Origin of the sequence: Saccharomonospora sp. NB11 (assembly GCF_015910535.1) — a bacterium.
GTDB lineage: Bacteria > Actinomycetota > Actinomycetes > Mycobacteriales > Pseudonocardiaceae > Saccharomonospora.
In genome coordinates, this window is the sequence record NZ_JACBJG010000005.1 from 148,985 (window position 1) to 164,138 (window position 15,154).

A 15,154-nucleotide genomic window follows, 5' to 3' on the forward strand; every position below is an offset into this window, starting at 1 on the left:
GACCCGTTGTGCGCAGCCTAACGGGCTGGACCGCGCCCACCGTGTTCCGGGCGGCCCGGCGAGCGTGATGGGCGTCGACGTGTCGTCACCGCGGCACACCCGTACGGGAACTGCGGACACGCGTGCGCAGGTGGAGGACACGCCGTGCATGGTCAGGAAGACTGCTGGCTGGGCAGTCGTCCTTCCGCCATGCGGCGGGCGACGTCGCGGCGCAGCCACATGAGCCAGAGCCACACCGCGAGGAACAACACGCCGATCACCGTCACCCACGGCAGGGTCACGACGAACCCGATCAACGCGACGTTGAGCGCGAGGATCACCCAGATCGACCACGGGTACCGCAGCAGTCCACAGCACACGAGCAGGGCCACCGCGATACCGCCCACGGTCCATCCCTGCATGCTGCTCAGTCCGTCGCCCAGTTGCGCGACGACCGGCAGGGCGAGTCCGACGACGATGGCCTGCAACACCAGCGTCCCGGCCTGCACACCGCGGAACCCCTTCATCGGGTCCTTCGCAGGCGGCGCGGGCGTCGACGACTGCGCGCCGGACGAGGCTGACTCACTCATGCGGGCTCCTTGCCGAACAACGTGCGGGCTTCTCCGGCCGTGACCACCGAGCCCGTGACGAGGACACCGCCACCGGAGACCGGTTCCTCGGGGTCGTCCGGCTGCTCGACGAGCGTGACCGCGGTTTCGACGGCCGTGTCGAGCCGAGGCTCCACGGTGACACGCTCCTCGCCGAAGACCGACACGGCGAGGGTGGCGAGTTCGTCCACCGGCATGGCGCGCGGCGACGAGTTGCGGGTCACGACGATCTCGTCGACGACGGGTTCGAGGGCCTCCAGGATGCCGGAGGCGTCCTTGTCGGCCATCACGCCGACCACGGCCGCGAGCCTGCGGAAAGCGAACTCCTCGTCGATGGTGCTCGCCAACGCCGCCGCCCCGTGCGGGTTGTGCGCCGCGTCGAGCAGCACGGTCGGCGCGGCCTTGACCCGTTCGAGCCTGCCGGGCGTCTCCACCCCGGCGAAGGCGTCGCGCACGGACTCCAGCACGAGCTTGCGTTCCTTGCCCGCGCCGAAGAACGCCTCGACGGCGGCCAGCGCGAGAGCGGCGTTGTTCGCCTGGTGCAGTCCGTGCAGCGGAAGGAAGACCTCGTCGTAGGCCCCGCCGAGACCTTGCAGGTTCAGCAACTGCCCGCCCACGGCGATGGTGCGACTCAACACCCCGAACTCGCTGCCCGCCCTGGCCACGACGGCGTCCACCTCGACGGCACGTTCGAGCAGCGCGCGCTCGGCGTCGGGCTCCTGTTCGGCGAGGATCGCGATGCCCTGGGGCTTGATGATCCCGGCCTTCTCCGCGGCGATCGCGCGCAGATTCTCGCCGAGGTAGTCCATGTGGTCGTAGCCGACCGGGGTGATCACGGAGATCTGTGCGTCGGCGACGTTGGTGGCGTCCCACCGGCCACCGAGCCCGGTCTCCAGGACCGCGACCTCGACCGGAGCGTCGGCGAACGCGGCGAAGGCCATGCCGGTGAGCACCTCGAACTTGCTGAGCCGTGGCCCCTTGTCACCTGCCGCGGTGTCCACCATCGACACGAACGGCTCGATGTCACGGTAGGTGTCGACGTACTTCTCCGGGCTGATCGGAGCGCCGTCGATGCTGATGCGTTCGGTGACCAGTTGCAGGTGCGGGCTGGTGTAGCGGCCCACGCGCAGGCCGAGCTGGCTGAGCAGCGCCTCGATCATGCGGGCGGTGGAGCTCTTGCCGTTGGTCCCGGCCACGTGGATCACGGGGAACGACTTCTGCGGATCCCCGAGCAGGTTCATCAGCGTCGAGATCCGGGTCAACGACGGCTCGATCTTGGTCTCGGGCCAGCGGGTGTTCAGCTCGGCCTCGACCTCGAGGAGTTCCCGACGGGCCTCCGCGTCGATCGCGGCCTCGTCCACCGGCTCGGCGTCGGTCTCGTCGTCAGGCAACGGACCGGCGACGAAGTTCTCCCCTTCGGTCAGTTCGGGAGGAAACTCCTGGTCGTCGGACGGCACGCACTCTCCTCAGAACTCGCGGTGATGCCACCCGAGTCTACGTCCGAAGCGGATACCGTGACCGCGTGCCCTTCGACCACAACGACGTCTACCACCCGCTGTTGCTGCGGCTCGCTCCCGCCGGGGCGCGGCGCGCACTGGACGTGGGCTGCGGCACGGGCACGCTCGCCCGCAAGCTCGCCGCCCGGGGCCTCGACGTGGACGCGGTGGACCCGGCGGGGGAGGTCGTGGCCGTGGCCGAAGCCCTCGGCTCCCCGGGGCCGGGAACCGTGTCGTACCGGCGAGCCGACGTCACCGCACTGTCGCTGCCGTCCCGGCACTACGACCTGGTCACGTGCGTGGCGTCACTGCATCACATGCCGTTCGGGACGGTGACGGCGTTGCGCGAGTCGCTGTCGCCGGGCGGTGTGCTCGCCGTACTGGGTCTCGCCCACGCCAGCACAATGCTCGACCGGGCGGTCTGGCTCGGCTCCGTGCCGATCAATCTGCTCGCGACCGCCGTCGTGGCGGCTGCGGAGCGGCTCGGAGGCGGACGGGACCCGCTCCCGCGAGCACCGATCCGCGACTGGGACATGTCGCTGGCCGACGTCCGCCGCGAGTCCGCCCGCCTCCTGCCGGGCAGCCGGGTACGCGTGCTGCCCTTCTGGCGTTACCTGCTCACCTACCGTCGGGCGTGAAGAGCGCCGGAGGGGCACAGGTCCACCGCGAGCCGCACCGCCTCGGCGCGTTCGGCCACGGCGTCGGGGCCACGCACGATCGACCTCCATCACGACCACTCCACCGGCAACGCGTGCACGCCGTAGATCGCCATGTCGTGACGCAGCGGAACCTCGTCGGCGGGAACGGCGAGGCGCAGCGTCGGGAACCGCCGGAACAGCGCGGTGTACGCGACACGCATCTCGATGCGGGCGAGCTGCTGCCCCAGACACTGGTGCACGCCGTGCCCGAAGGCGAGGTGACCGCGGGCGTCCCGACCGAGGTCGAGGGTGTGCGGGTCGGCGAACCGCTCGGCGTTCCGGTTGGCCGCCGGGATGGACACGATCACCATGTCGCCGGCCGCGATGCGCTCTCCCGCGAGTTCCACGTCCCCCAACGCGGCCCGGCCCGTGCCGAACTGGATGATCGACAGATACCGCAGCAACTCCTCCACCGCGGAGTCGGCCGAGACCGCGCCCGTGCGCAACGCCTCGACCTGGTCCGGATGGCTCAGCAACGCGAATGTGCCCAGCGCGAGCATGTTGGCCGTGGTCTCGTGTCCGGCGACGAGCAACAGCAACGCGATGCCCAGCAACTCGTCGTCGTCGAGGGTTCCGCTCGCGACGAGGCCACCGAGGATGTCGTCGCCCGGATCGCGTCGCGTCCGGGCGATCAGGTCGGTGAGGTAGCCGAGCAGGGTGGCCATCGCCTCGCTCGCCTCGGCGTCGGAGGAGTCCAACCGCAAGAGCACCGCACTCGCGTTCTGGAACAGCTCGCGGTCGGCGTAGGGCACGCCCAGCAGTTCACAGATCACGAGTGACGGGACGGGCAGCGCGAAGGTCGACACGAGGTCGCTGCCCGGTCCCGCCTGCTCCAGCGCGTCGAGCCGATCGGCCACGATGCGCTCCACCCGAGGCCGCAACCGGTTCATGCGGCGCACCGTGAACTGCCCCGTCAACGCCCGCCGGTAGCGAGTGTGATCAGGCGGGTCCATCGCGATGAAGAACCCGGGCGGGGCCGCGCGACCGGCCTGGAAGTCCGAGACCGTCGGGCGGCGGATGGGTGAGCGTCGATGTTCGAGCCCGCTGGAGAACCGCGGATCGGCCAGCACCTCCCTGGCGACGGCGTGATCGGTGACGAGCCAACCGACGTGTCCGTCCGGGAAGGCGAGTGGACGAATCGGGCGGCCGTCGACGAGTTCTGCGGGCGGATCGAACGGATTCTGCCTGGTGATCGGCAGCGGGTCAGCCATGGTGCTCTCCCTTCGACGAGAACACCCAAAGATTACACTCAATGTAAAGTTACATGCGATGAAACGAAACGGTGCCGGATTACAGTGATCCCCATGGCCGAGGTCGGGTTGCGGGAGCGCAAGAAGGAGCAGACACGCCAAGCCCTCCGACGGGAGGCGATGCGACTGTTCCTGGAGAAGGGCTACGCGGAGACGACCGTGGCCGAGATCGCCGCCGCCGCCGACGTCTCGACGAAGACGTTGTTCAACTACTTCGGCAGCAAGGAGGACATCCTCCTGGCCCACCGGAGACGCCGCGTCGACCATCTGGTGGCCCGCCTGCGCGAGCACACGGCGGCCCTGTCGCCCAAGGACGCACTCCTCGCCGCCGCCGAGGACCTGCTGCGGTGGATCGTCGACGGCGACGGCGAGCGACTCAGCACCACCGACCAACTCGCCCAGGGGCGGCTCGTCCTGGCGGTGCCCGAACTCCGCAGCGGCGCGCTCGCCCTGCTGTACGACGCCCAGCTCCGGCTGGCCACGGTGCTCCACGACGCCTACCCCGAGGTCCTGTCGCGGACGCAGGCCGCCGCGGCCGTCGGCGCGGTGATCGGCGCCATGCAGAGCGCCGGGCTCGCCGCACTCGCCGAGTCCACGTCCCCGACCGAGGTCGTCGACGCGGCACGCGACGCCGTGCGGGTCGTCACCGGCGGACTCGACGCCCTTCCCGGGACATGACGAGGCCGGTGTCGAACGACCCAGCCGTTCGGCACCGGCCCGTCGCGGGAGCGGCCCGGCAACCGCCCCGCGTCTGTCACCGCTCCGTCACGCGCGCCAGTGCTCGATCACCGCCCGCGCGTCCCGGACCAGTACGTTCGCCACCTCCTCGTCGGACACGTGCCGCTCCACACCGTCGACGAAGGTTCGCAGCACCACCGACGCCGCGAGACCGCTGACGCGCGTGAGCCCGTCCGCCACGGTGAGCTTCAGCGTGAGAGTCCCGGCCGTCCGTGCCGGGATCCGTCCCTCGTCGGCGAAGCGGTCCACCAACGTCCGCAGGTCCTCAAGGGACGTCGTCACGGTGAAGGTGACCCTCTGCTCGGTCGTGTTGCCCGCCTTGTCGACGGCTGTGACCACCAGCTCGTGCACGCCCAGGGCGAGGGTGTGCAGGGGAATCTCCACACCGTCGGCCACGGACTCGCCGTCGAGCGTCGCCTCGACCGACGCCACCCCGGCGCCGTCGTCGGTCGCCTCGAAACCGACGGTGAGCGAGCCGGAATCGCCGTAGGACGCGCCGTCCTCCACACCGGACACCGTGACGGTGGGGCCGTCCTCGTCGACCTGTGCGACACCGTCACCGACGAAGGTCAACGAGTCGAGGTCGAACGGGCTCGTGCCGCCACGGAACACGACGAACAACTCCGTCGTCCCGCCCGGATCGGTCACCGCGACCCCGGGCAATTGGACGTAGTTGTCCCACCCGCCCGTGGAGGGCACCTCCACCTCGGCGACCAGCGGACCGTCCGTCGCGCCCGCGCGCAGCTCCACGGCACCACCACCGCCGTCCGGAGCCGACACGCGCAGCGACACCTCGTCGATGCCCGTGAAGTTCACCGGGGTGAAGGCGATCCAGTCACCGTCGTCGATGTCGCCGATGCGCTTGCCGTTCTCCGCGCCCTCCTGAGCGACGACGCGAATGCCGTCCGAGGAGGTGAAGTACTCCGCCTGCTTGTGCTTCGGCTGCAGCACCACCGTGTCACGGCCGGTCAGTGCGGGCGCCCCGTCGCCGCCGTGGTCGGTATAGCTCGCGTCGACGGAATAGAAGATGTTCGCCCCGGCGTGCCCGTCGTCCACGATGGTCTCGATCGTGCCCTCACAGGCGTTGATCGGGTCCATCGGGTGCGCGTGCGCGTCGTGTCCCAGCGCGGGCTGGACGACCACCTCACCGCAGTCGATCTCACCGTCCTCCGGGTCGGTGACGTCGACGTCGAACGGCACCGCGTCGCCGAACTCGAAGAACCCACCGTCGACCGGCGTGGTGACGGTGACCGACGGGGCCGTGTTGCCCACCGTCACCGTCGTGTTGCCGACACCGCTCTTGCCCGTCGCGTCCGTCACCGTGAGCTGGACGTTGTACTGCCCGTTCTCGGTGTAGGTGTGCGTGGGGTCGGCCTCGGTGGACGTGGAGCCGTCTCCGAAGTTCCACGTGTAGGACAGCTCCGTCTCCTCGGGGTCGTACGATCCTTCGCTGCTGAAGGAGACCTCCAGCGGCGCGTGACCCGAGGTCGGCTCGGCGCTGAGGGACACGATCGGCCTGCGGTTGCCCTGGTTGTACTCGATGCGGTACAGCCCGGAGTCGGGGTTGTCACGCCCGTAACCGCCGCCCCATTCGAGCAGGTACAGCGCCCCGTCCGGCCCGAACCGCATGTCCATGGGCGCGAACGTCTCCTGGCTGGTCAGCCACGGGTCGAGGGTGAGCACCTCGCCCTGCTCGTCGAGCGTGATCGTGTAGATCCGGTTGCGCGCCCATTCGTAGAAGAACGGCTTGCCGTCGTAGTACTCGGGGAACTTGACCTCGGAGTCCAGGTCGGGGTCGTACCGGTACACCGGGCCACCCATCGGCGCGGCACCGCCCGTCTCCAGGATCGGGAACTCCTCGGACTCGCCGTAGCCGTACCAGACGTCGGCGGCCTGTGCGGGAGGCAGCTCGGTGAGACCGGTGTTGTTCGGAGAGTCGTTCACCGGGTTGTCGCAGTCGAACTTCTCCCCCGACGTGTTCGTGGCGAAGTCGTAGTCGTTGTAGGGAATGTTGTCGCCGATGCAGTACGGCCAGCCGTAGAAACCGGGCTCGGTCACGATGTTCCACTCGACCTTGCCGTCCGGACCGCGGTTCGGGTCGGCCGCGTTGGCGTCCGGACCGTAGTCGGCCAGGTAGAGCGTCCCGTCGACGTCCACCGTGAACCGGAAGGGGTTGCGGAAACCCATCGCGTAGATCTCGGGCCGGGTGTTCTCCGTGCCGGGAGCGAACATGTTGCCCTCGGGGATCGTGTAACCGCCCTCGGGTCGCGGGGTGATCCGCAGGATCTTGCCCCGCAGGTCGTTCGTGTTGGCCGAGGTCTTCTGCGCGTCGTACAGGTCGCGCCCGTCGCGCTCGTCGATCGGCGCGTACCCGCCGGACTCGAAGGGGTTGGTGTCGTCCCCGACACCGACGTAGAGGTCGCCGTTCGGCCCGAACGTCAGATAGCCGCCCGTGTGGCCGGGCTCGGCCCGGCGCGACGCCGGGATGTCGAGGATCTGCACCTCGCTGTCGAGCGCGATCGTGTCGCCCTCCACCGTGAACCGCGACACCCGGTTGATCTCCTCGTCTCCGGGCGGCGAGTAGTAGAGGTAGACCCAGCCGTTGTCGGCGAAGTGCGGGTCGAACGTCAACCCGACGAGACCGTCCTCGCCACCGGAGTACACCGGAAGCTCCAACGCCGTCGACGTGCTGCCGGACTCCGGGTCGTACACCATCACGCGGCCGAGGATCTCGGTGTAGAACACCCGACCGTCGGGCGTGACGTCCATCGCGGTCGGCGCCTGCGTGTTGGTGTCGAGTGCCACCTTCTCGAAAGCACTGTCCACAGTGGCCGAACAGTCGGCCTCCACGGTGCGCGCCGCCGTGCGCAACCCACCCAGGACGTGCTGGGCGAACAGCTCCTCGCTGTAGGCCGCCGTGTCGTGGCCCATGGCCGTGGCCCAGACACGCGCCAGACCCACGTCGCGGCACCACGAGATCGGGTGGTCGGCTCCCATCGCGTCGGGGCCGGGATCGTAGGTCGACTCGTCCGCCGAGACGAGGACGTGCACCTCGCCGCGCATGCTCTTGTCGAAGTTGTACCACTCCTCGGCCCGCTCCCAGCGCGCCGGAAGCCCCTCCGTCGACGGATGGTGGTGGTCGGTCACCAACGCCGTCCCGTCGAGCACCCCCGGGGAGTGCGACGGCATGTGGGCACCCGCGTTCACGAGGTCGTCCCAGTACGGGAACTCGTCCTCGATCCCCATGTCCGTGGCGTTGTGGATGGCAGCGACACCGCCACCGCCTTCCACGTACGCCTGCATGGCCTCGCGTTGCGCGTCGTTCTCCCAGACCATGCCGGAGGTCTGGAACATGACGATCACGTCGTACTTCGCGAGGTCGGCGTCGTTGAAGACGGCCGAGTCCTCGGTGTGGTCGAACGTGAAGTCGTTCTCCTCGGCGAGTCGTTCGAACATCGCGATCCCCGCCGGGATCGAGTCGTGCCGGTAGCCTTCGGTCTTCGTGAACAGCAGGGCGTGGAACTCGGCCTCCTGGGCCACCGCGGTCCCGGCGGGAAGCATCCCGACGGCGAGCACGCCGGCCAGCGCCGTGGCGCCGATACGCGACAACAACTTCTTGCGTCTACTCATGACATCCTCACGGTGCAAGGGGAATGAGTGATCACGGCGTGCCGGCGCCGTCGACGGTCGGTCGAGCTCAGGTGGTTCGGTCGAACATCACCTCCTTCAGGAACGCGAGTCCGTCGACCGCCAAGGCGTCCTGACTCGTGGCGAGCGGACGCCAGATCGAGGCCGCCGTGGCGATGCTGTCGTTGTGGGCGGTGAAGGACTCGATGCACAGCGGTCCGGTGTAGTCGGCCTCCTCGATCGCGGCGAGCAGCTCGGGCCAGTCGAAGTGGTCCCGCCCGGGTGAGCCGCGGTCGTTGGCACACACCTGGACGTGCGCGATCCGACCGTGCGCCGACCGGATGGCCGCGGCGACGTCGCGTTCCTCGATGTTCTGGTGGTAGACGTCGAGCGCGACGCCGCACGCGGGAAGCCCCGCCAGCGCACGCAGGGTCTGGTCCACGGTGTTGAACAGGCTCGTCTCGTACCGGTTGAGCGGCTCGACCCCGAGCGTCACCCCGACGTCGGTGGCGTGCTCCAACACGGGAGTGACGTTGTCCCGCCACTCCCGCACGCACTCCGCGCGTTGCCGCTCGGTCATCCGCCACGTGCGCCCCACGGACGCATAGGCGGGGCCGCTGAGCGCCGGCGCCCCGAGCAAGGCCGCGATATCGAGACACCGCCGCAGGTAGTCCTGGGTGGCGACGACAGTGCTGCGGTCGGCGCACACCAGCTCCCGTCCCTCGGGCATGACGAGCACGACCGACGCGTCGAGCCCGTGATCGGTCAGCAACCGGGCCGCCTCGGCGGGGTCCCAGTCCCCGAGGTTCTCCACGGGGAGTTCGGCGACGTCGAACCCCGCCGAGGCGATCGCCGGGATGCGATCGCGCAGGGCGGCGTCGTCCAGTGGTGAGGTCCAGACCCAGGTGTTCACCCCGACGGGATGCACGATGGACACTCGTGTCTCCTCGTCACTTCCAGCGCTGCGGGAAGTCCGGCATCTCCTGACAACCGCAGAGCGCGTAGTGCAGCGGCGGCATGCCCTCGACGAGGTAGTCGTCGATCGTCTCCGCCGTCACCACCGGCTGCGGCAGGATCCACTCGCTCGGCACCTCCTCGCCCCGGAGGATCTTCAACGCCGCGATCACCGGCGTGCGCCACTGATAGGTGGGATAGGTCGGGGCCTGCGCCGTGAGTCCCTCGGCCTTCCACTTCTCCAGGAACTGCTGCTGGTCCTCACCGGAGATCGCCGGGGCCTCCATGCCCTGGTCCTCGAAAGCCTCCAGCACCGCGACGGCCGCCGTGCCGTCGTCCATCCAGATACCGTCGATCCGGCCTTCCCGCTGGAGGTAGTCGCTCACGATGTTCTTGGCGCCTGCGGTGTCGTTCCCGGTGAATTCGACTCCCACGACGTTCACACCCCGCTCCGCGAAGATGCGCTCGGCCGCGGCCCAGCGGTGTTCCAGCACGTCGACGCCCGGCAGCACCCGCAGGGCCAGCACCGTGCCGCCCTCACCGACCTCGTCGGCGAGGAAGTCCGCCGCCGACGCACCGAACGCGTAGCCGCCGATGGGGTGAATGAAGGTCGTCGGGCAGTCGGTGTTCACGCCCCGGTCGAACACGATCACCGGAATGCCGGTGTCACACGCCTGCTCCACGGCGGGCGTCAGGGTGGACGTGGTGTTCGGCGACACGATCAGTGCGTCACAGCCCTGCGACGTCAACGACGCGATGTCGCTGATCTGCTTGTCGTCCTTGGCCTCCGCGTCGAGCACCGTGAACGTCTCGATCTCGTCATGCAGGTCGACCTCGGCCTGCATGGTCTTCCACCCGACCTGCCGCCACGGGTTGTCGACCGACGCATTGGAGAAGCACAGGTGGTAGGGACCGTCCTTGGCGTGGGACGCGGTGTCCACCATCTCCGGTTCGAGTGCCTGTTCCCACGGTGCGCCCTCCGGACCCTCGGGTGTGGCGTCCCGGAGCGCGAGCTGCCGCTCGTACTCGGCCTGGTCGAAGAACTCGCTCGACTCCGCCGACCGCGACGTGTCCCCGGGTCCGCTCTCGGCGGGGAGATCACTGGTACAGCTCGTCAACGCGAGCGCACCCACCGCCGTGACGGCGGTCAACCAGGTCCTTCTCATGTCGCTCTCCTTCTCCGGAACTTCGACCGCCCCAACGCCGCGTAGGCCACGGCGGCGATGATGATCACGCCCTGTACCGCCGACTCCAGTCCCCCGGACACACCGAGGAGGTTGAGCAGGGAGAACAGGGCTTCCAACGTGAGCGCACCCGCCATCGCGGCGACGACGGACCCGCGTCCACCTCCGAGCACGACACCACCGAGCACGACCGCGGTGATGACCTGGAACTCCAGTCCCTCGCCGACCTGCGCCGACACTCCGGCGAAGCCGCCGAGCAGGATCGCCGCCACGGCTGCCGACAACCCCGACAGCACGAAGGCCAGCGTGCGCGTCCCCTCGACGTTGCCGCCGCCGAGCCGCACTGCCGTCTCGTTGTCCCCGACCGCGACGAGCGTTCGGCCCCGACCACTGCGCATGAACAGCACCGCCGCGACCACGATCACGGCGAGCAGGAGCACCGACCACGGCACCTGTCCCACCAACGGCACCTCGAAGCCCTGGCGCCCCACCACGCGGAACGCCTCGGTGAGCGACCCTCGTGGGGCTCCGCCCGTCCAGAGGAACACCGCCCCGTCGAGCACCAGCAGCATGCCGAGCGTGACGATGAACGACGGCACCAGCAGCCGGGTCGTGACGAGCCCGTTCACCAGCCCCACCAGGGCACCGAGGACCAGCAGCAACGCGACGACCCACAGCGTCGCGGACTCGTCGCCGTCCAACAGCCGCGCGGCGATGACCACCTCCGCGGTCACCAACGAACCCACCGACAGGTCGAAGCCCCCGCTGACGATGACGAAGTACTGTCCGATCGCGAGGATCATCAACGGCGCAGCCCGCTTGAGCAGCGCGAGATAGCCGGACGGCTCGCTGTAGGCGGGGCCGACGAAAGCCAGTGCCACCAGCACGATCGCCAACACGGCCAGCACCGGACCGGTGCCGTCGGTGAGCCTCGGCAGGCGGCGGGTCGGCGTCTCGGTCTGCGTCATCGGACGGCCCTCCTGCGTCGGGCGTAGAGCGCCACGGCCACGATCAGCACCACGCCGCGCACGACGTCCTTGAAGAAGGAGTTCATGCCGAGGTCGTCGAAGACGGTGTCGAGCGTGGCGAGGATGAGGACCCCGCCGATCGTGCCCGCGACCCCACCTCGACCTCCGGCGAGGATCGTCCCCCCGAGCACCACGGCCGCGATCGACTCCAGGTCGTAGCCGCTGTCGGCACCCACCCACGGCGCGCCGGCACCGAGCCGACTCGCCAGGAACAACCCCGCCAACCCGGCCGCCACCGCACACAGCACGTGCACCATGACCACCGTGCGGTCGGTGCGGATGCCGGAGGAGCGCGCGACCTCCTCGTCACCGCCCACGGCGTAGACGTGGTAGCCGGGCCGAGTGCGATCGAGGAACCACCATGCGAGCACCGCCAGCCCCAGCATCATCAAGGCCGCCACGGGAACGGGCCCGATCCGGTCGTAACCCAGGTGCTGGAAGCTCTTCGCCACCTCACCGGCGGGGCCTTCGTAGTTGCTCTCCAGATAGCCCCGGATCACCAACCCGGTGCCCAGCGTGGCGATGAACGCGTTGACCTTCAGCTTCGTGACCACCAGGCCGTTGACCAGCCCCACCCCGGCCGCACACGCCAAGGTCAACAGCACGGCCGGCAGGATCATCGTCCCGTCCCCCGCCATCGTCTCCGCCGCGATCAGCGAACAGAGCCCGACGACGTAGGCCACCGACAGGTCGAGCTTGCCGGTGAGGATCACCATCGTCTGTCCGATCGCGACCAACCCGAGCGCCGTGCTGCGCGTGAGGATGTTCGTGATACCGCCCTCGTCGAGCAGCACCCCGCCCCGCAGTCCGACCAGCACGCTCCCGACGATCAGCACCAACACCAGAGCGGAGTAGACGGCGACGACCGGATTCCTGAGCTGTCGAGTCCACTGCGGACGCCGACGTCCCGGGGCTGACGGTGGAGCCGCGACGACGCTCACACGGCCTCCTTCGTTCCCGCGGTGGGGGCGTCCGCCGCCTCCACCGCGTGGCCGGTGGCCAGCCTCATCACCGCCTCCTCCGTCGGCCCCGCAGGCAGCTCCCCCGCGATGCGCCCGTCGTGCATCACGAGCACCCGATCGCTCATGCCGATCAACTCGGGCAGCTCGGACGAGATCATCAGAATCGCCACGCCGTCGCGGGCGAGCCCGCGCAACAGCTCGTACACCGCCTGCTTCGCCCCGACGTCGATGCCGCGCGTCGGCTCGTCGACGACGAGCACCCGAGGTTCGACCGCCAACCACTTCGCGAGCACGACCTTCTGTTGGTTCCCGCCCGACAGGAACCGCACCTCCTGATCGGGCGAGCGCGCCACGACGGCCACCGACTCCAACAATGTCCCGATCGACGTCCGCGGCCTCCGGCTACGGGGGAACGCCGCGCGCCGCACCAGCAGCGCGTTGTCCCGAACCGACTGTCGGAGAGCCAGTCCTTCGCCCTTACGGTCCTCGGTCACGTGCGCGACACCGAGCCGAACCGCCTTGCGAGGCGAGGAAATGCGTACCTGTTGACCGTCCACTTCGATCGTTCCGACGCGGAAGGGCTCGACACCGCAGACCGCTCGGGCGACCGCCGACCGTCCCGACCCCTGCAACCCCGCCAGTCCCACGATCTCGCCCGCGCGGACGCCGAGGTGGATGTCGGACAACCGCGCGTTGCCGCAGCCGGACAGCCGCAGACGGACACCGCCGATCTCGCGCGCGTCGGCCCGGGCCGGGAACAGTGCGTCGAGCGATCGCCCCACCATGTGGCGCACCAACTCGTCGCTGGTCAGCTCACCGGTGGGGCGTGACGTCACCAACGCGCCGTCCTTGAGCACGGTGATGCGATGACTGAGGTCGAACACCTCCACGAGACGGTGCGACACGTACAGGATCGCGATGCCCCGGGCGCACAACCGCCGCACGAGTTCGTACAACAGCTCGACCTCGTGGTCGGCCAACGCCGCCGTCGGCTCGTCCATCGCGAGCACCCGCACGTCGCTCGACAACGCCTTGACGATCTCCACGACCTGACGCTGCGCCACCGACAACAGCCGGACGGGATCGCGAGGGGACACCGTTCCCGCGCCGAGATCCTCCAGCAACGCCGCGGTGTCCGCCTCCATCCGACGCCGGTCGACCATGCCGCGTCGGACCGGCTCCGACCCGAGGAAGACGTTCTCGGCCACCGTGCGGTCGGGGAGCAGGTTCAGTTCCTGGTGCACGATCGCGATGCCGGCGGCCTGTGCCTGTCGCGGAGAGTGGAAGGTCACCGGACGACCGTCGAGCTCGATCGTCCCGTCGTCGGCAGGCTGCACCCCGGCCAGGATCTTCATCAGCGTGGACTTGCCCGCACCGTTCTCCCCCACCAGCGCGTGGACCTCACCGGCGTGAAGGTCGAGGTCCACACCACGGAGCACCGGGTTGCCCAGGAACTGCTTGGCGATCCCGCGCATCCGGACGACCGACGCACCGTCGGTGAGGCCAGTCACAGTCATGACTGGGCACAATAATGTCGAGCTTTTGCGTATGTCAAACAAAAGTTACGACTCGCAACACCTAAGCACGCGCGCAGTACACCCAACACTGCTGATCACGTCTGGCGAAAACTCACCCGTTCGGAAGATCCACCTCCGCGAGTGAACAGATAGAACTAGGTCATGCGCAGCCGCCGGAGCCTCGCCGCCGTCGTTCCCCTCGTCACCGCCCTGCTCTGGGGCCTCACGGCGGGTGTGGCGGCCAATGCGAAGGAATCGTCGTCCGCCGACTCGACACAGCAGACGTCGAGCCAGGCCACGCCGCAGTCCGACGACAGGACGCACTACGTCGCGCTCGGCGACTCGTACACGTCCGGACCACTGATCCCGCTGCAGCGCCTCGACCCGCTCGGTTGCCTGCGGTCGACCCAGAACTACCCGTCGGTCGTCGCGGCGCGCCTCGACAACACCTCGCTCACGGACGTCAGCTGCGCCGGCGCCGACACCACCGACATGACCGAACCGCAGAAGATCGTCCTCGGCCACAACGCGCCGCAGTTCGACGCCCTGCGCCCCGACACCGACCTCGTCACCCTCGGCATCGGCGGCAACGACCACGGAGTCTTCGGCAGCATCATCGACACCTGCCCCGGACTGCGCGCGAGCGACCCGACCGGCAATCCCTGCCAACAGCACTTCACCGTCGACGGCGTCGACACGCTCGAAACGGCCATCGCGCAGACACGCCAGAACGTCGAGACCGTCCTCCACGGAATCCGGGAACGCTCACCGGAGGCCACGATCCTGCTGATCGGCTATCCCCGCATCGCCCCGCCGACCGGCACGTGCCCCGACGTCCTGCCGTTCGCCGACGGCGACTACGTCTGGCTCAACCACATCGAGGAAACGCTCAACGCCGCGCTTGCCACCGCCGCCGCCAACCACGGTTCGACGACGTTCATCGACACCTACCCCGCGTCCCTCGGACACGACGCCTGTGCCGAGCACGCCTGGATCCAGGGACAGCATCTGAACCCGATCGGCGCGGCGCACTACCACCCCAACCGGTGGGGCATGGAAGGCGTGGCCGAGGTGATCCTCGACCACCTCGCCGAACGCGGGTGGTGACGGACG

The 15,154-nt window shown here is 69.2% G+C and carries 12 protein-coding genes; 3 read left to right on the forward strand and 9 right to left on the reverse strand.

The annotated features are described in order from the left end of the window. Window positions 1–152: 152 nt before the first annotated feature. Together JAV51_RS09300 and JAV51_RS09305 are read right to left on the reverse strand one after the other, a co-directional pair. A complete protein-coding gene (locus tag JAV51_RS09300) occupies window positions 153–569 on the reverse strand; it encodes a DUF4233 domain-containing protein (RefSeq protein ID WP_197320273.1) in 417 nt (138 codons plus the stop codon). Next, window positions 566–2,044, reverse strand: coding sequence for a folylpolyglutamate synthase/dihydrofolate synthase family protein (locus JAV51_RS09305; RefSeq protein ID WP_197320274.1), 1,479 nt, complete (start codon window positions 2,042–2,044; stop codon window positions 566–568). Before JAV51_RS09305 ends, JAV51_RS09300 begins: the two co-directional genes overlap by 4 nt. A gap of 65 nt (window positions 2,045–2,109) precedes the next feature. Between JAV51_RS09305 and JAV51_RS09310 the strand changes: the two genes are divergently transcribed. Then, window positions 2,110–2,721 (forward strand): bifunctional 2-polyprenyl-6-hydroxyphenol methylase/3-demethylubiquinol 3-O-methyltransferase UbiG, encoded by a 612-nt coding sequence (locus JAV51_RS09310; RefSeq protein ID WP_197320275.1) that lies wholly within the window; start codon window positions 2,110–2,112, stop codon window positions 2,719–2,721. A gap of 89 nt (window positions 2,722–2,810) precedes the next feature. Here JAV51_RS09310 and JAV51_RS09315 read toward each other — a convergent pair whose 3' ends face one another. After that, a complete protein-coding gene (locus JAV51_RS09315) occupies window positions 2,811–3,992 on the reverse strand; it encodes a cytochrome P450 (protein WP_197320276.1) in 1,182 nt (393 codons plus the stop codon). 93 nt (window positions 3,993–4,085) lie between these two features. Between JAV51_RS09315 and JAV51_RS09320 the strand changes: the two genes are divergently transcribed. Next, the gene (locus tag JAV51_RS09320) at window positions 4,086–4,709 is read left to right on the forward strand and encodes a TetR/AcrR family transcriptional regulator (RefSeq protein ID WP_231641721.1); all 624 of its coding nucleotides are present in this window, start codon (window positions 4,086–4,088) and stop codon (window positions 4,707–4,709) included. 87 nt (window positions 4,710–4,796) lie between these two features. Here the strand turns inward: JAV51_RS09320 and JAV51_RS09325 are convergent, their stop codons facing one another. The 6 genes from JAV51_RS09325 to JAV51_RS09350 all read right to left on the reverse strand — a co-directional run bounded on the left by JAV51_RS09325 (window position 4,797) and on the right by JAV51_RS09350 (window position 14,041). Continuing rightward, the gene (locus JAV51_RS09325) at window positions 4,797–8,399 is read right to left on the reverse strand and encodes a ThuA domain-containing protein (protein ID WP_197320277.1); all 3,603 of its coding nucleotides are present in this window, start codon (window positions 8,397–8,399) and stop codon (window positions 4,797–4,799) included. 67 nt (window positions 8,400–8,466) lie between these two features. Continuing rightward, window positions 8,467–9,333, reverse strand: coding sequence for a sugar phosphate isomerase/epimerase (locus JAV51_RS09330; protein WP_197320278.1), 867 nt, complete (start codon window positions 9,331–9,333; stop codon window positions 8,467–8,469). A gap of 13 nt (window positions 9,334–9,346) precedes the next feature. Beyond that, complete coding sequence (locus JAV51_RS09335; protein ID WP_197320279.1) at window positions 9,347–10,516, reverse strand: substrate-binding domain-containing protein; 1,170 nt, start codon at window positions 10,514–10,516, stop codon at window positions 9,347–9,349. Next, entirely contained in the window at window positions 10,513–11,502 is a 990-nt protein-coding gene (locus tag JAV51_RS09340; RefSeq protein ID WP_197320280.1) for an ABC transporter permease, read from the reverse strand. The genes JAV51_RS09335 and JAV51_RS09340 overlap by 4 nt, the downstream gene beginning before the upstream one ends. Next, entirely contained in the window at window positions 11,499–12,503 is a 1,005-nt protein-coding gene (locus JAV51_RS09345; RefSeq protein ID WP_197320281.1) for an ABC transporter permease, read from the reverse strand. Before JAV51_RS09345 ends, JAV51_RS09340 begins: the two co-directional genes overlap by 4 nt. After that, window positions 12,500–14,041, reverse strand: a complete 1,542-nt coding sequence (locus JAV51_RS09350; protein ID WP_197320282.1) for a sugar ABC transporter ATP-binding protein — start codon at window positions 14,039–14,041, stop codon at window positions 12,500–12,502. The genes JAV51_RS09345 and JAV51_RS09350 overlap by 4 nt, the downstream gene beginning before the upstream one ends. Window positions 14,042–14,203: 162 nt before the next feature. Between JAV51_RS09350 and JAV51_RS09355 the strand changes: the two genes are divergently transcribed. After that, the gene (locus JAV51_RS09355) at window positions 14,204–15,148 is read left to right on the forward strand and encodes an SGNH/GDSL hydrolase family protein (RefSeq protein WP_197320283.1); all 945 of its coding nucleotides are present in this window, start codon (window positions 14,204–14,206) and stop codon (window positions 15,146–15,148) included. The last annotated feature ends 6 nt before the right edge of the window (window positions 15,149–15,154 follow it).